Source organism: Pseudomonas coronafaciens pv. oryzae str. 1_6 (assembly GCF_000156995.2).
In the GTDB taxonomy this organism is placed as follows: domain Bacteria; phylum Pseudomonadota; class Gammaproteobacteria; order Pseudomonadales; family Pseudomonadaceae; genus Aquipseudomonas; species Aquipseudomonas tremae.
In genome coordinates this window covers 32,586-47,300 of sequence record NZ_CP046035.1, presented here as the reverse complement: position 1 = coordinate 47,300, position 14,715 = coordinate 32,586, and the positions used below count along the sequence as shown (strand labels likewise).

At 59.0% G+C, this 14,715-nt stretch carries 16 protein-coding genes; 4 read left to right on the top strand and 12 right to left on the bottom strand.

Annotated features, from left to right (window positions below; all coding sequences use genetic code 11):
- Nucleotides 1–81: 81 nt before the first annotated feature.
- The 5 genes from recG to exbB form a co-directional block, all read right to left on the bottom strand.
- Nucleotides 82–2,157, bottom strand: a complete 2,076-nt coding sequence (recG, locus tag POR16_RS00245; protein ID WP_005887733.1) for an ATP-dependent DNA helicase RecG — start codon at nucleotides 2,155–2,157, stop codon at nucleotides 82–84.
- An 11-nt stretch (nucleotides 2,158–2,168) separates the two neighbouring features.
- Nucleotides 2,169–3,092: a hydrogen peroxide-inducible genes activator gene (locus tag POR16_RS00240; RefSeq protein WP_005887731.1), complete on the bottom strand. Its 924-nt coding sequence runs from the start codon at nucleotides 3,090–3,092 to the stop codon at nucleotides 2,169–2,171.
- 92 nt (nucleotides 3,093–3,184) lie between these two features.
- Nucleotides 3,185–3,931 carry an energy transducer TonB gene (locus POR16_RS00235; protein ID WP_024668926.1) on the bottom strand — a complete coding sequence of 249 codons (747 nt, stop codon included), beginning with the start codon at nucleotides 3,929–3,931 and terminating at the stop codon, nucleotides 3,185–3,187.
- Nucleotides 3,928–4,353, bottom strand: coding sequence for a TonB system transport protein ExbD (gene exbD / locus POR16_RS00230; protein WP_005887725.1), 426 nt, complete (start codon nucleotides 4,351–4,353; stop codon nucleotides 3,928–3,930). Before exbD ends, POR16_RS00235 begins: the two co-directional genes overlap by 4 nt.
- 3 nt (nucleotides 4,354–4,356) lie before the next feature.
- Entirely contained in the window at nucleotides 4,357–5,298 is a 942-nt protein-coding gene (gene exbB, locus POR16_RS00225; protein WP_005887723.1) for a tonB-system energizer ExbB, read from the bottom strand.
- Nucleotides 5,299–5,509: 211 nt separating this feature from the next.
- On the opposite strand from exbB, the gene POR16_RS00220 reads away from it, so the two are divergent.
- Nucleotides 5,510–6,358 carry an SDR family oxidoreductase gene (locus tag POR16_RS00220; RefSeq protein WP_053931691.1) on the top strand — a complete coding sequence of 283 codons (849 nt, stop codon included), beginning with the start codon at nucleotides 5,510–5,512 and terminating at the stop codon, nucleotides 6,356–6,358.
- A gap of 48 nt (nucleotides 6,359–6,406) precedes the next feature.
- On the opposite strand, the gene POR16_RS00215 is transcribed toward POR16_RS00220, so the two are convergent.
- The 6 genes from POR16_RS00215 to POR16_RS00190 all read right to left on the bottom strand — a co-directional run bounded on the left by POR16_RS00215 (nucleotide 6,407) and on the right by POR16_RS00190 (nucleotide 11,704).
- Nucleotides 6,407–7,144 (bottom strand): hypothetical protein, encoded by a 738-nt coding sequence (locus POR16_RS00215; protein WP_005887719.1) that lies wholly within the window; start codon nucleotides 7,142–7,144, stop codon nucleotides 6,407–6,409.
- Nucleotides 7,145–7,199: 55 nt separating this feature from the next.
- Nucleotides 7,200–7,580 (bottom strand): RidA family protein, encoded by a 381-nt coding sequence (locus tag POR16_RS00210; protein ID WP_024668924.1) that lies wholly within the window; start codon nucleotides 7,578–7,580, stop codon nucleotides 7,200–7,202.
- 25 nt (nucleotides 7,581–7,605) lie between these two features.
- Entirely contained in the window at nucleotides 7,606–9,711 is a 2,106-nt protein-coding gene (gene spoT, locus POR16_RS00205) for a bifunctional GTP diphosphokinase/guanosine-3',5'-bis pyrophosphate 3'-pyrophosphohydrolase (protein ID WP_005887717.1), read from the bottom strand.
- A 60-nt stretch (nucleotides 9,712–9,771) separates the two neighbouring features.
- The gene (rpoZ, locus tag POR16_RS00200; RefSeq protein WP_002551500.1) at nucleotides 9,772–10,035 is read right to left on the bottom strand and encodes a DNA-directed RNA polymerase subunit omega; all 264 of its coding nucleotides are present in this window, start codon (nucleotides 10,033–10,035) and stop codon (nucleotides 9,772–9,774) included.
- 147 nt (nucleotides 10,036–10,182) lie between these two features.
- Nucleotides 10,183–10,827, bottom strand: coding sequence for a guanylate kinase (gmk, locus tag POR16_RS00195; protein ID WP_005887715.1), 645 nt, complete (start codon nucleotides 10,825–10,827; stop codon nucleotides 10,183–10,185).
- Between the two features lie 13 nt (nucleotides 10,828–10,840).
- Complete coding sequence (locus tag POR16_RS00190; protein WP_024668922.1) at nucleotides 10,841–11,704, bottom strand: YicC/YloC family endoribonuclease; 864 nt, start codon at nucleotides 11,702–11,704, stop codon at nucleotides 10,841–10,843.
- A 304-nt stretch (nucleotides 11,705–12,008) separates the two neighbouring features.
- Between POR16_RS00190 and rph the strand changes: the two genes are divergently transcribed.
- Nucleotides 12,009–12,731 (top strand): ribonuclease PH, encoded by a 723-nt coding sequence (gene rph / locus POR16_RS00185; RefSeq protein ID WP_005887709.1) that lies wholly within the window; start codon nucleotides 12,009–12,011, stop codon nucleotides 12,729–12,731.
- A gap of 20 nt (nucleotides 12,732–12,751) precedes the next feature.
- Nucleotides 12,752–13,120: a DUF4870 domain-containing protein gene (locus POR16_RS00180; protein ID WP_005887707.1), complete on the top strand. Its 369-nt coding sequence runs from the start codon at nucleotides 12,752–12,754 to the stop codon at nucleotides 13,118–13,120.
- Between the two features lie 82 nt (nucleotides 13,121–13,202).
- Here POR16_RS00180 and POR16_RS00175 read toward each other — a convergent pair whose 3' ends face one another.
- Nucleotides 13,203–13,982, bottom strand: a complete 780-nt coding sequence (locus POR16_RS00175) for an exodeoxyribonuclease III (protein ID WP_005887705.1) — start codon at nucleotides 13,980–13,982, stop codon at nucleotides 13,203–13,205.
- Nucleotides 13,983–14,064: 82 nt separating this feature from the next.
- On the opposite strand from POR16_RS00175, the gene pyrE reads away from it, so the two are divergent.
- Complete coding sequence (gene pyrE, locus POR16_RS00170; RefSeq protein WP_005887703.1) at nucleotides 14,065–14,706, top strand: orotate phosphoribosyltransferase; 642 nt, start codon at nucleotides 14,065–14,067, stop codon at nucleotides 14,704–14,706.
- Nucleotides 14,707–14,715 lie beyond the last annotated feature (9 nt).

Below are 14,715 nucleotides of genomic sequence, written 5' to 3'. Positions count from 1 at the left end.
TTGTCCAAATTCCTACATTTTTTGAAGTATAACCACGTTATTCCGTTTCGGTTGCACGTGGTGTCCAAAGCGTAGCCTGCATCACACCTGGCCATACTGCTGGCCATGACGCAACCATCTGTCCAGCAACGGGCTCACATGTTGCGGCCAGCGCTCAAGCAGGGCCTGGGCTGCGTCGCGGACAGCCGGGAGCAGATCGGCATCGCGCATCAGGTCGGCGACCTTGAATTGCAGCAGGCCCGTTTGTCGTGTTCCGAGCATTTCACCGGGGCCACGCAGTTCAAGGTCTTTTTCAGCGATAACGAAGCCATCGTTGGTTTCGCGCATGATCCCCAGCCGCTGACGACCGATTTGCGAAAGCGGTGGGTGATAGAGCAGCACACAGTGACTGACGGCACTGCCGCGCCCGACGCGCCCGCGCAACTGGTGTAATTGAGCGAGACCGAGGCGCTCGGGGTTTTCGATGATCATCAGGCTGGAATTCGGCACATCGACACCGACTTCTATAACCGTGGTGGCCACCAGCAACTGCAGAGCGCCCTGTTTGAACTCGGCCATGATCGCGGCTTTTTCTACGGGCTTCATGCGCCCGTGGATCAGCCCGACGCGTACCTCGCCCAGCGCGCTGCTGAGCTCTTCGTATGTGGTTTCAGCGGCTTTGCAGGTCAGCTCTTCTGATTCTTCGATCAAGGTACAGACCCAGTACGCCTGCCGACCCTCGGCACACGCGGCGCGCACACGCTCGACGACTTCCAGGCGGCGACTGTCGGCAACCAGCACAGTATTGACGGGGGTGCGGCCAGGCGGCAGCTCATCAAGAATCGAGGTGTCCAGATCAGCGTAGGCACTCATGGCAAGCGTGCGCGGGATCGGTGTGGCGGTCATGATCAACTGATGCGGACACATCAGCCCCCCGACACCTTTTTTGCGCAGCGCAAGGCGTTGCTGAACGCCGAAGCGGTGCTGCTCATCGATGATCACCAGTGCCAGGTTCTTGAACTGCACTTCGTCCTGAAACAGCGCATGAGTGCCCACCACCATCGGTGTACCACTGGCGATCTGTTCCAGGGAGGTGACACGCGCCTTGCCTTTCAGCTTGCCTGCCAGCCACGCTACACCCACGCCCAGCGGCTCGAGCCAGCGCTGGAAGTTAATGTAATGCTGCTCGGCGAGAATTTCCGTGGGTGCCATAAGCGCCACTTGATAACCCGCTTCCAGCGCCTGCAGGGCAGCCAGCGCAGCGACAACTGTCTTGCCCGAGCCCACGTCGCCCTGAATCAGGCGCAGCATCGGCTCTGGCTGACTGAGGTCGTAAGCCACTTCCTTGCCGACGCGTTGCTGGGCACCGGTGGGTGTAAAACCCAAATTGGCGAGAAATTGTTTCGGCAGTTTTTTCGCGAGCGGCAACGCTGGCGCACGCTGCGAGCGCAGACTTTCACGCAGGCGCTGTTGGGAAAGCTGGTGGGTCAGCAGCTCTTCAAAGGCAAGGCGATGCTGCGCCCAATGATGCCCGAGGGCTAATTCATCGACATCAGCATCGGCAGGCGGATGATGCAGATAGCGGATCGCGTCATCAAGCGGCGCCAGTTGATAATCCCGGGCCAGTTCTTCCGGCAGCCAGTCCGGCAGGCTTTTGGGGCCAAGCATTGCAAGGCTTTGCTGACACAGCTGACGCAGACGCTGCTGAGTAAGACCTTCGGTAGTGGGATAGATCGGCGTGAGTGTCTGTTCAACGGGCGCAGGTTCATCGCCGGTGATCGCACGGTATTCCGGGTGATAGATTTCCAGCCCGGAAGCACCAGGCCGTGCTTCACCGAAACAACGCAAGTGCGTGCCGCGCTTCATGCTTTCTTTCTGGGCATTGCTGAAGTGATAGAAACGCAGGCTGACAACGCCTGTTCCGTCACCGAGCCTTACCAGCAGGCTGCGACGCTTGCCCATCACCACGTCGGCGCCGCTGACGACGCCTTCGATAACGGCATCCTGACCAGGACGCAACGCACCGATCGGCACGATGCGGGTCCGGTCCTGATAACGCAACGGCAAATGAAACAGCACGTCCTGCAGGTTTTCCAGACCGACCTTGGCCAGCTTTTCTGCCATCGCGTCACCGACGCCCTTGAGCGCCGTGACCGAAACCCGGGAAAGCTCGCTCATTTCTTTTCTGCCTAGCTCGCGACTTGTTTCGGGCGCGCCACTGAGCACAAGCGTGCAGAGTCAGCAAGAATCTCGATGGCTTTCGGCCGCGGGAAGCTCGCACGCCAAGCGATGGCGACGGTACGGAAAGGCACAGGCGGTGTAAGCGGACGCACTTCGATCACGCCAGGGGCGTAATGATGGCTATCGACCGCCGACAGCGGCAGGATTGAAATACCCAGTCCGGAAGCGACCATGTGGCGAATGGTTTCCAGCGAGCTGGACTCGACTGTGGTGTGCCTGGAACCTTCATTGCCTTTGCCCAGTGCAGGGCAGGCTTCAAGTACCTGATCACGGAAACAGTGACCTTCACCCAGCAACAACAGGCTCTTGTCGTTGAGCGCAGAGGCATCGATGGACTCTTTCTGGGTCCAGGGATGATCAGCCGGCATCAGTACCGAAAACGGTTCGTCGTAAAGGGGCAGGGTCAGCACATCGGCTTCGTTGAACGGCAAGGCAATGATGACGGCATCCAGTTCACCATTACGCAGCTTGTCACGCAGCACGTGCGTGAAATTCTCTTCGATGTACAACGGCATCTGCGGGGCGACCCGATGCAGTTGTGGAATCAGATGAGGGAACAGGTAAGGGCCGACGGTGTAGATCGCGCCGACTTTCAACGGTGCGGTCAGCTGATTCTTGCCTGCCTGGGCCAGTTCGCGAATGCCTTGCGCCTGCTCGAGCACCTTTTGCGCCTGAGCAACGATGCCTTCACCGACAGGTGTCAGACGCACAGCGCTCTTGCTGCGCTCGAAAATCAGCACACCGAGTTCGTCTTCGAGTTTTTTCACACCCACTGACAGCGTTGGCTGGCTGACATGGCAGCGTTCGGCTGCGTGACCAAAGTGCTGCTCTTGAGCAAGCGTGACGATGTAGCGCAATTCTGTAAGAGTCATAACGTGCGTCCATGAAGTTGCGGCCCCAGCATAGCGGGTGCAATCGATAGACGCACGTTATCAGAAGCACTCATGCGTAACAAAAGTACGATTCAACGCTTATCGAGCGAATAAACGAACGGTGCGAGGATTTCAATGGTGCCGTTGTTAAGGATTTCCTTGGGGGGCTTGGGCAACGGCTGCGCGCGACGGATCATCTCCATGGTCGCCCGGTCCAGCGAAGAGCTGCCTGAACTCGCGGCAATCGAGTAGGACAGCACGTTGCCATCAGCGTCCACAACAAAACGCAAACGGGCAACGCCCTGCATGCCGCGACGACGCGCATCCTCAGGGTACTTCTTGTATTTGCTCAAATGACCGAGCAAATCACCCTGCCAGTTCGGCAACGCGTTGCTGGGTGGCGAAGGCGGAGCAGGCGGCGTCGGAGCTGCTGATTTTTCCGGTTTGGCGGTCGTTGGCGGCGTGTCGACCGGTTTTTCGGCAGCGGGCTCTTCCTTGGGCGGCTCAGGCTTTTTCTGCGGCTTGGGCGGCTGCGGTTTTGGCTTGGGCTTCTCTACTTTCTTGGGCACCACGATTTCCGGTTTTGGCGCTTGCGCGACTTCCGGCATGGGCGCCTGCTCTTCGGGCACGGGTGGCTGCGGTGGCTCAACGACCTTGGGCGGTGGCGGCGGAGCGGGCTCGGGCACTGGCGCAAGTTCGACCATCATGGCAGCCGGTGGCAATTCGACAGGCTGCGGAGCAGGCCAGCGAACGGCAACAATGATTGCGATAGCGTGCACGGCCAGCACCACCAACAGACTACCGCTATAGCGCGTCAGTTTTTGGCGCGTATTGATCATTTCTTACCAGCCGTCTCAAGACCTACCAGTCCGACCTTCAGGTAACCCGCACTCCGAAGCGTGTTCATGACTTCCATCAGGTCGCCGTAATCGACGCCTTTATCGGCCTGAAAGAAGATCGTAGTGTCCTTCTTGCCCTTGGTCCGCGCATCCAGAACCTGACCGATCTGCTCGCGAGCGACCTTCTCTTCACCGAGGTACAGGCCCTTGTCTGCCTTGACGCTGAGGAAGACAGGCTTTTCAGGCCTGGGCTGCGGCTTGGCCGTAGAGGCTGGCAGGTCGACCTTGATATCCACAGTGGCCAGCGGAGCAGCCACCATGAAGATGATCAACAGCACCAGCATGACGTCGATGAACGGCGTCACGTTGATTTCGTGGTTCTCGGCGAGATCGTCGCCGCCTTCGTTAAGATGCAGGCCCACGTGTTAGCCCACCTTGACCATGTGCGGTTGTTGTTGATTGCGCTCGGTCGGCTCTGGCAAATGATCCAGATCACGGCTGACCAGCAGCAGGACGTGTGCAGAAGCGTCGGAAACCTGTGCCTTGTAACCGGCGATGGAGCGAGCAAACACGTTGTAGATAACTACCGCAGGGATGGCTGCAACCAGACCCAAAGCCGTCGCCAGCAGCGCTTCGGCAATGCCGGGGGCGACCACGGCGAGGTTGGTGGTCTGGGTCTTGGCGATGCCGATGAAGCTGTTCATGATGCCCCATACCGTACCGAACAGGCCCACAAACGGTGCTGTCGAGCCGATGGTCGCCAGCACGCCGGTGCCCATGCTCATGTTCCGGCCACAGGCGGCTACCAGACGTTCGAGACGGAAGCTGACGCGTTCCTTGATACCTTCGCGCTCACGGCTGTTGGCCGACAGGCGCATTTCTTCAAGGGCGTCATGCACCAGCAGATGGGCGAGGGTGCCTTCCTTGCTGGCGCTGGCGCTGGCTTCGTTCAGCGAGCGGGCCTTTTTCAGATTGGCAATCTCGCCGCGCAGCCGACGCTTGGCGCCCAGCAGCTCGAAACCCTTGGATATCCAGATGGTCCACGTGATGATCGAGGCGATGGCAAGGCCGATCATGACCGCTTTGACCACGACATCGGCGTTCTGATACATGCCCCACGGCGACAGGTCGTGCGCCATGCCGAGGCTGTTGTCCTCGGCCACTGGCTCCAGCGCTGGCGCGACGGCGTCGGTGGCGGCTGGTGCGCTTGCAGCTGGCGCAGCGGATGGCGCAGAAGCCGGTGCTGATTGATCAGCGAGCGCCATTGGTGCGAGCATCAGACTCAAGACAAGGGCTGCGATACCGCGCCATGCACGAGGCAGGCGGGGCAGCTTGGTTGGCGAAGCGATTGATTGAATGCGTGTCATGCTGGCCTGACCTGAGAGAGAAATAGGGGATGGTTCCAGTGCGTCGCGTGAAGCAATCGACGTTCATCGGGAACAAATGGGCTGCCATTATTGCAAATCGTTCTTGTTAACAAAAGTAATACTGTATCTTTTTTACATATTGGCTTGACCGTACGCCCCTCAACGACTCTTTTAAAAGGTGCTGACACCACCTTCCTGTGGAGATATCCGAATGACTGCTCCTTCACTTCTGATTGCCGGCTGCGGCGATATCGGCTCTCGGCTCGCCACGCGGTTGCTACCACACGGCTGGGCTGTGCATGGGCTGCGACGTACCGTGTCAGAGCTGCCAGCTGGCGTTATCGGCGTGCAGGGTGACTTGTTCCAGCCTGTGAAACCCGCGCAATGGCCTTCGACAACGCTGGACTACGTGGTGTATTGCGCGACGCCCTCACAGCGCGACGAGGCGGGTTACCGAATGGCCTATGTCGAAGGCCTGCGCAACGTCCTGAACTGGCTTGAGCAGACCGGCCAGCAGCCAAAGCGGCTGCTCTTTGTCTCGAGCAGCGGTGTGTATGGCCAACAGGATGGTGAGTGGGTGGACGAGGACTCCGTGACCGAGCCTGGCGGCTACACCGGCACCGTGATGCTGGAAGCGGAGCAGCTTGCCCTGAACAGCGGCTTGCCCGCCACGGCGGTACGGCTGACAGGCATCTATGGCCCGGGCCGCAACGACCTGTCGAATCGCGTGCGCCAAGGGCATAGCGTCAGGATTGATCCGCCGGTATACGCCAACCGGATTCACGCAGACGATGCCGCAGGCCTGCTGGAGCACCTGCTGCAAGCCGATAAACGCGGTGTGGCACTGGAGGCTTGTTATCTGGGCGTCGACGATGATCCGGCCGCGCTGGCCGAGGTGGTGGCGTGGATACGCGATTATCTGGGTGTGACCGAATGGTCTGACGATGTCAGCGTGCAGCGCGTTGGCAGCAAGCGTTGCAGCAATGCGAGGGCACGTGCGCTGGGCTGGGCACCGATGTACCCGGATTACAAGGCGGGTTACGCAGCATTACTGGGATAGGAAGCTGTTCATGAGCGCCACGGTCGGCGCTCATGAATCAACGATCGCTTATTGCTGCTCCAGCAACCAGCGACGTGCGCCTGGGCGCAGCTCGGGCATCTGGTCCGCTCCGGCGTTGTTCATCGCTTGGAAAATCTCCAGCTGCTTGCCTTTGCGGGCAAATATCCAAGGGTTGCCTTTTTCGGCTTTTTCGAGCCACATACTGTCGTATTCGCCGCTCATGGCTGCACAATCGCCAGCAAGGCACAGAGCGTAGCGGTCGTTTTCCGGAAGCCCCTGCACGCTGCCATCAGGCATGAACTGCACGGTGCTGCCTTGGCCATCGCCTTCTACGATGGTCCATTTGCCACCCATGTAAGCGCCGTACAGGGCTTTTTCAAAGCTGGTGCCTGGCTGTGCGCCTTCAGGTGCCGGGGCTTCAGGCTTCTGGAAGTGCTGTTCAGAGCCTGACTCGCTGGCGGCTTGAACCAGTTCGTCGCCCTTCACACTCAGGTCTTCAAAGAAGTTGCCGTAGAAATCGATGTGAAGCTTGCCTTCGGCGGCGCTGACAATCTTGCCTTCACCCAGCTCAAAGCCGTTGGAGTAGATCGCCTGGTTGGTTTTGGAGTTGATCTGCCATTCCAGGTTAGGGCCGTTGGCGAGCAGCGCCTGGCGCAGGTTACCTTGTTTGACGGCGGCATCGATGGCGGTCTGATTGATCCAGGTGCCGTCCGGGTTGCGGTCGGCGTGGCTGGCGCAGCCGCCCAGAATGACGGCGAGCAGCGAGATGGCGAGCGCGGAGCGCATAACGGATTCCTTCCTTCAGGGAGAACGGAGCGCAAATGACGCTCCGTCGGGAAATTTATTCGATGACGAGAATGGCGTCCATTTCGACCTGGGCGCCACGCGGCAATGCCGCAACGCCGATGGCTGCACGCGCCGGGTAGGGCTGGGTGAAATAGGTACCCATGATTTCATTGACCTTGGCAAAGTGGCCCAGGTCGGTCAGAAAGATGTTCAGTTTGACGATGTCCTTGAACGATCCGCCTGCCGCTTCGGCAACCGATTTGAGGTTCTCGAAGACCTGAGTGATCTGGGCTTCGATACCTTCGACCAGCTCCATGGTGCCTGGGTCCAGCGGGATCTGTCCGGACATGTAGACGGTGTTGCCAGCCTTGATCGCCTGGGAATACGGGCCGATGGCCGCAGGGGCTTTATCGCTGGTGATGACAGTCTTGGTCATGAAGAACTCCTGATGATTGGATTGCCTACGCGCGCATCCGGGTGATGCGTGTGACACCGGTCAACGCGCGCAGTTTCTTGATCACTCGGGCCAGATGCACGCGATCATGTACGCTGACTACCAGTTGAACCACGCTGATGCGCCCATCGCGTTCGTCCATGCTGATTTTTTCGATATTGCCGTCCGCGGCGTTGACGCTGCTGGCCAGCAGGGCAATCAGGCCGCGCTGATGCTCCAGTTCGACACGCAATTCGACGTTGAATTCGCCGGTGACGTCCTTGGCCCAGGACAACTGGATGCATTTTTCCGGGTTATGACGGATTTCGCTGATATTGCGGCAGTTATCCAGGTGCACAACCATGCCCTTGCCCGCAGACAGGTGGCCGACAATCGGGTCGCCGGGAATAGGCGTACAGCACTTGGCGTAGCTGAGTACCAGGCCTTCGGTGCCGCGAATGGCCAGCGGACCTTCAGGACTTGGCAATTGATCGCCTTCGCCCAATAGGCGGCGGGCGACCACGTAGGCCATGCGATTGCCCAGACCGATGTCTTCGAGCAGATCCTCGAGCACCTCGACCCGATACTCGCTCAGCACCAGCTGAATACGTTCCGGCGTGACCTTCTCCAGGCTGCATTCAAAACCGTTGAGCACCTTGTTCAACAGCCGCTCACCCAGGTTGATCGACTCGGAGCGACGTTGCAGCTTGAGCGCGTGACGGATATGGGTGCGCGCCTTGCCGGTGACCACAAAGTTCAGCCAGGCCGGATTCGGACGTGCGCCAGGGGCGCTGACAATCTCGACGGTCGAGCCGCTTTGCAGGGGTTCGGACAATGGCGCCAGTCGGCGATTGATGCGGCAGGCAATGCAGCTGTTGCCTACATCGGTATGTACCGCATAAGCGAAGTCCACCGCAGTGGAGCCTTTTGGCAGCTCCATGATCCGGCCTTTCGGCGTGAAAACGTAAACCTCGTCCGGAAACAGGTCGATCTTGACGCTTTCAATGAACTCCAGAGAGTTGCCGGCACGCTGCTGCATTTCAAGCACACCCTTGACCCACTGCCGGGCGCGGGCGTGAGTGCCTTTGGGCTGCTCGTCGTCACTGGATTTGTACAGCCAGTGCGCGGCGATCCCGTTATTGGCCATCTCTTCCATTTCACGAGTGCGGATCTGGATTTCGATAGGCACGCCATGCATACCGAACAGCGTCGTGTGCAATGACTGATAGCCGTTGGCCTTGGGGATCGCGATGTAATCCTTGAAACGGCCGGGCAGCGGCTTGTACAAATTATGTACAGCACCCAGCACGCGGTAACAGGTATCGACCTTGTCGACGATGATACGGAACGCATAAACGTCCATGATCTCGTTGAAAGCGCGGCGCTTGCCGCGCATCTTCTTGTAGATACCGTAGAGGTGTTTCTGGCGACCGCTGACATCGCCTTCAATACCGTCCACTGCCAGGCAATGGCTCAGCGACTCTTCAATCTTGTTGACCAGCTCCTTGCGATTACCCCTGGCGCGCTTGACCGCCTGGTTGATTCGCGAGGAACGCATCGGGTACATGGCCTTGAAACCCAGGTCCTCGAATTCGATACGCACGTTGTGCATGCCCAGCCTGTTGGCGATGGGGGCATAGATTTCGAGGGTTTCCTTGGCGATACGGCGACGTTTTTCGCCGGAAAGGACTTCCAGCGTGCGCATGTTATGCAGACGGTCGGCGAGCTTGACCAGAATCACGCGAATATCACGCGCCATGGCCATGGCCATTTTCTGGAAGTTTTCTGCCTGGGCTTCGGCCTTGGTCTCGAAATTCATCTGGGTCAGTTTGCTGACCCCGTCGACCAGTTCCGCAACGGTCTCGCCAAATTGGGCGCTGAGCGCTTCCTTGGCAATACCGGTATCTTCGATGACGTCATGCAGCATCGCGGCCATCAGGCTCTGATGGTCCATGTGCATGTCAGCAAGAATATTGGCCACCGCAAGAGGATGGGTGACGTAGGCCTCACCGCTGCGACGGCGCTGGCCATCGTGGGCTTGTTCGGCGTAGAAATACGCTCGGCGGACCAGATTGACCTGGTCCTTGCCGAGGTAGGCCGACAGTCTGTCGGCGAGGGCGTCTATGCTCGGCAAGGCGCTACCCCCTGCCAATGGCTTTTACCCTGCGCCGTACTACGTCGACCCGGCATAGGCTTAGACGGCCTCGTTGGACTCGTCCTCGAACGCTGCGAACAATGGTTCATCTTCAACGATTTCGGCTTCTGCGATTACAGCGTAATCCATCAGGCCAGCCGCGATTTCGCGCAGTGCCATAACGGTAGGCTTGTCGTTTTCCCACGCCAGCTTTGGTTCTTTGCCGCCGGTTGCCAGTTGACGGGCACGCTTTGTAGAGAGCATGACCAGCTCAAAGCGGTTATCCACGTGTTCTAGGCAGTCTTCAACGGTTACGCGGGCCATGGGTATTCCTCGTAGCAAATGCGGATGCGCGATGCCCGGATGGGCGAGCGGACTCGGTAGTTCACAAGCGGACAGCATCATGCATCAAGCGGCACGCCACCAACGGCATGCTTTTAACCTGTTGCCTGCTGTCCGAAAACGACTCGATCAGGCCAGTAACTCCTGAAAAAGCTCACTGTACTGTTCTTCCTGATGCTGCTGGGTAAGGCGATTGGCGCGAAAAATAGCCTTCAGGTCTTCCAGCGCACCGGCAAAATCATCATTCACCACAACATATTCGTACTCGCTGTAATGACTCATTTCGCTGACCGCTTCGCGCATACGCGCCTCGATGATCTCATCGCTGTCCTGGCCCCGGTTGGTCAGGCGCTGACGCAGTGCCTGCTGGGTGGGCGGCAGAATGAAAATCGAGCGAGCCTGCGGCATCTGCGCGCGAACCTGCCGTGCGCCCTGCCAGTCGATTTCCAGAATCAGGTCATGACCCTCATCCAGCGTCTGCTGCAGATGGCTTTGCGAGGTGCCGTACAGATTACCGAACACCTCGGCCTGCTCAAGAAAGTCGCCATGCTCGATCATGCGCAAGAACTCGGCACGATCGACGAAGTTATAGTTCACGCCATCCACTTCACCGGGGCGCATGGCACGCGTGGTGTGCGAGACCGAGACGCGAATCTTTGCCTGCGCGCCGTGCTGGGGCTCTTGCTGAGCGTCCATCAGGGCCTTGACCAGGCTGGTCTTGCCCGCGCCGGACGGGGCGGAAATGATATACAGGGTACCGGTGATATGGGTCATGTCAGGTTCAGCCTTACTCAATATTCTGCACTTGCTCACGCATCTGCTCGATCAACACTTTAAGGTTGACGGCAGCCTGCGTGCTGCGTGGGTCAAAGGCCTTGGAGCCCAGAGTGTTCGCTTCGCGGTTAAGCTCTTGCATCAGGAAATCAAGACGGCGACCCGCCTGGCCACCAGTCTTGAGCACGCGACGCACTTCGGTAACGTGTGTGCTGAGGCGGTCCAGCTCTTCGGCAACGTCGCTTTTCTGCGCCAGCAGAACCATCTCCTGCTCAAGTCGCTGAGGATCCAGCTCGGCCTTCATGTCGGCAAAGCGATCCAGGACTTTCTGGCGCTGGGCCGCCAGCATCTGAGGCACCAGTGTGCGCAGGGTTGCGACCTCCTGAACGATGGAAGACAACCGCTCATCCAGCAATCTGGCCAGGTCTGCGCCTTCGCGACCACGGCCATTCTTCAGTTCGCCCAGCGCTTCACTGAACAGCGCCAACGCTTCGGTATTCAGCGCCTGAGGGTCGCTGGCGTCGGCGACCAGTACGCCCGGCCACGCCAAAACCTCAAGAGGGTTCAAGGCGGCAGGCTGCTTGATCAAGCCGGCAACCGACTCGGCGGCGGCGATCAACTGGGCTGCGCGCTCGCGATCCACTTGCAGCGGTTTGCCGGCGGTCTCCTCGACAAAGCGCAGCGTGCATTCAACCTTGCCACGCGACAGGCCTTGACGCAGGGCTTCACGAATAGCACTTTCCAGATCGCGAAACGACTCAGGCAGACGCAGATGGGGCTCGAGGTAACGGTGATTGACCGAGCGCAACTCCCAGCTCAGTGTGCCCTGGGCGCCAGCCCGCTCTACTCGGGCAAAGGCAGTCATGCTGTGCACCATGGGAAGTACCTCTTTTTCAGTTCAGGTGGTTCAGCTCAAGGGCGCGAAAGAGCGGCCATCACGGATGCGCGCGAGCCGACAGGCTGCAGAGGCGCAGGATTGTAGCGCAGTGCAGCGCAGGCTCCCAATCCGACAGTGCGACAAGTGATGCGAGGCACTGTGATTGGGTTCGCATTCGCCCTGAAAGCCCTTGCCCAGAGCGTCTTGCATCCTTCTACTCGGCCCTGGCGACTTTAGAGATGCCCTGTTTCAGCTATGGCCTCTATAATGACCGACAGTTTTCCGTCTCAGTACAGGTATCCAGATGAAACGTCCAAGTGGTCGCGCCGCCGATCAGCTCCGCTCGATCCGCATCACCCGCAACTACACCAAACACGCCGAGGGTTCTGTACTGGTGGAGTTTGGTGATACCAAGGTGATCTGCACCGTCAGCGTCGAAAACGGCGTGCCGCGCTTCCTCAAGGGCCAGGGTCAGGGCTGGCTGACTGCCGAATACGGCATGCTGCCGCGGGCGACCGGCGAACGTAACCAGCGTGAAGCCAGCCGCGGCAAGCAAGGCGGGCGGACCCTTGAAATTCAGCGTCTGATCGGTCGTTCGCTGCGCGCTGCACTGGACATGTCCAAGCTGGGCGACGTCACCCTGTATGTCGACTGCGATGTCATTCAGGCCGACGGCGGCACGCGCACGGCATCCATCACCGGTGCAATGGTTGCTCTGGCAGATGCGCTGAAAGTGATCAAGAAGCGTGGCGGCCTGAAAGGCGGCGATCCGCTCAAGCAGATGATCGCAGCAGTGTCGGTCGGCATGTATCAAGGCGAGCCGGTCCTTGACCTCGACTACCTCGAAGACTCCGCTGCCGAAACCGACCTGAACGTGGTCATGACCAGCGAAGGCGGCTTCATCGAGATCCAGGGCACGGCCGAAGGTGCGCCGTTCCAGCCTGAAGAACTGAACGCGATGCTCGCGCTGGCGAAGAAGGGCATGAACGAGTTGTTCGAATTGCAGCGCGCCGCACTGGCCGACTGATACACACCAGGAGTCTGAAAATGAGCGACAGCCTGCAACCGTTGAGTAAACCGCCGCAAAGCGCTCGTCAGTGGGCGATGTTCTGTCACTTGGCAGCATTTGCCGGGCTGATGTTCCCGTTCGGCAACTTGCTGGGGCCGTTGATTATCTGGCAACTGAAGAAAGACTCCGACCCGTTTATCGATGCGCAAGGCAAGGAAGCGCTCAATTTTCAGATCACGGTAGCCATTGCAGCGACCATCAGCATGCTGTTGGTACTGCTGGTCATCGGCTTTGCGCTGTTGACGCTGGTAGGCATTGGCGCCTCAGTGCTGGCGATCATCGCCGGGGTGAAAGCCAATGACGGTGTGGATTATCGCTACCCGTTTACCTGGCGCCTGATCAAGTAGCTTTAAAGAAGCTTTCATTGCAGGCAACGCGAAAAAGCCGACTTCAAGTCGGCTTTTTCGTGTGTGCTGCCTTACCTGACTATCAGATAGTCAGGGTCCAGTCGTAATCCACGATCAATGGCGCGTGCTGCGAGAAGCGCGGTTGACGCGGCAGACGGGCGCTACGCACAAAACGGCGCAGGCCTGGTGTCAGGATCTGATAATCGAAGCGCCAGCCCAGATTCAGCATCTCGGCCTGTTCGTTATCCGGCCACCAGCTGTACTGATCACCTTCGCGACTGACTTCACGCAGCGCGTCCACGTAACCCATTGTGCCGACAATCTCGTCCATCCAGGCGCGTTCAGGCGCCAGGAAACCAGGAGATTGCTGGCTGTCACGCCAGTTCTTGACGTCGAGCTTCTGCTGCGCCACGTAGAGCGACCCGCAGTAGATGTATTCGCGGCGCTTGCGACGCTGCTTGTCCATGTACTTGCCAAAGTCGTCCATGAGCTTGAATTTCTGATTCAGGTCTTCATCGCCGCTCATCCCCGAAGGAAAGAGCAGGGTTGCGATACTGACCTTGTCGAAATCTGCTTGCAGGTAGCGCCCGTAGCGGTCGGCTGTCTCGAAGCCGAGACCACTGATTACTGCCTTCGGCTGCAACCGCGAATAAAGCGCCACACCGCCCTGAGCAGGGACTTCGGCTTCGCAGGCATAGAGGAAGTAACCATCCAGCTGAAAGGCTGGATCATCCAGTTCAAAGGCGGAGGCGCGGGTGTCCTGTAAGCAGATGACGTCGGCATTCTGAGCTTGCAGCCAGCTGAGCAACCCACGCTCGACCGCAGCCTGAATGCCATTTACGTTCACACTGATGATCCGCATAAATGGCCCCAAAAATCACGTGCGTGTATGATACCCGAGCTCTACCTAATTAGCTAAATCCGTGGTGTTCGGGGCTTTTTTCATGCAAGCGTATCAGCGCGATTTCATTCGTTTTGCCATCGATCGTGGTGTTCTGCGCTTCGGTGAGTTCACTCTCAAGTCAGGGCGCACAAGCCCGTACTTCTTCAATGCCGGGCTGTTCAACACCGGCTCGGCGCTGGCTCAGCTGGGTCGCTTCTACGCGGCGGCAGTGGTTGAAAGCGGTATTTCCTTCGACGTGCTGTTCGGCCCGGCCTACAAGGGCATTCCACTCGCCTCTGCAACAGCCGTGGCACTGGCCGAGCATCATGACCTGGACCTGCCGTGGTGCTTCAACCGCAAGGAAGCCAAGGCGCACGGCGAAGGGGGCAGCCTGGTCGGCTCTCCGCTGGCGGGCAACGTGCTGATCATCGACGACGTGATCACCGCCGGCACTGCAATCCGCGAAGTCATGCAGATCATCAAGGACCAGAACGCAACGGCGGCTGGCGTGCTGATCGCGCTCAATCGCCAGGAGCGCGGCAATGGTGAGTTGTCGGCCATTCAGGAAGTCGAGCGCGACTTCGGTATTCCGGTGGTGAGCATCGTGTCGTTGAATCAGGTGCTCGAGTTCCTGGCCGATGACCCGCAACTCAAACAGCATCTGCCTGCGGTTGAGGCTTATCGCACACAATACGGAATCTGAGGACAGGCC

Excerpts from the sequence above, each read along its gene's own strand:
- POR16_RS00215 (WP_005887719.1), bottom strand. The coding sequence starts at position 7,144 with ATGCGCTCCGCGCTCGCCATCTCGCTGCTCGCCGTCATTCTGGGCGGC.
- POR16_RS00220 (WP_053931691.1), top strand. The coding sequence starts at position 5,510 with ATGACTGCTCCTTCACTTCTGATTGCCGGCTGCGGCGATATCGGCTCT.
- POR16_RS00240 (WP_005887731.1), bottom strand. The coding sequence starts at position 3,092 with ATGACTCTTACAGAATTGCGCTACATCGTCACGCTTGCTCAAGAGCAG.
- POR16_RS00175 (WP_005887705.1), bottom strand. The coding sequence starts at position 13,982 with ATGCGGATCATCAGTGTGAACGTAAATGGCATTCAGGCTGCGGTCGAG.
- gmk (WP_005887715.1), bottom strand. The coding sequence starts at position 10,827 with ATGACCCATATCACCGGTACCCTGTATATCATTTCCGCCCCGTCCGGC.
- pyrE (WP_005887703.1), top strand. The coding sequence starts at position 14,065 with ATGCAAGCGTATCAGCGCGATTTCATTCGTTTTGCCATCGATCGTGGT.
- rpoZ (WP_002551500.1), bottom strand. The coding sequence starts at position 10,035 with ATGGCCCGCGTAACCGTTGAAGACTGCCTAGAACACGTGGATAACCGC.
- recG (WP_005887733.1), bottom strand. The coding sequence starts at position 2,157 with ATGAGCGAGCTTTCCCGGGTTTCGGTCACGGCGCTCAAGGGCGTCGGT.
- POR16_RS00210 (WP_024668924.1), bottom strand. The coding sequence starts at position 7,580 with ATGACCAAGACTGTCATCACCAGCGATAAAGCCCCTGCGGCCATCGGC.
- POR16_RS00190 (WP_024668922.1), bottom strand. The coding sequence starts at position 11,704 with ATGGTGCACAGCATGACTGCCTTTGCCCGAGTAGAGCGGGCTGGCGCC.
- POR16_RS00235 (WP_024668926.1), bottom strand. The coding sequence starts at position 3,931 with ATGATCAATACGCGCCAAAAACTGACGCGCTATAGCGGTAGTCTGTTG.
- exbB (WP_005887723.1), bottom strand. The coding sequence starts at position 5,298 with ATGACACGCATTCAATCAATCGCTTCGCCAACCAAGCTGCCCCGCCTG.
- rph (WP_005887709.1), top strand. The coding sequence starts at position 12,009 with ATGAAACGTCCAAGTGGTCGCGCCGCCGATCAGCTCCGCTCGATCCGC.
- POR16_RS00180 (WP_005887707.1), top strand. The coding sequence starts at position 12,752 with ATGAGCGACAGCCTGCAACCGTTGAGTAAACCGCCGCAAAGCGCTCGT.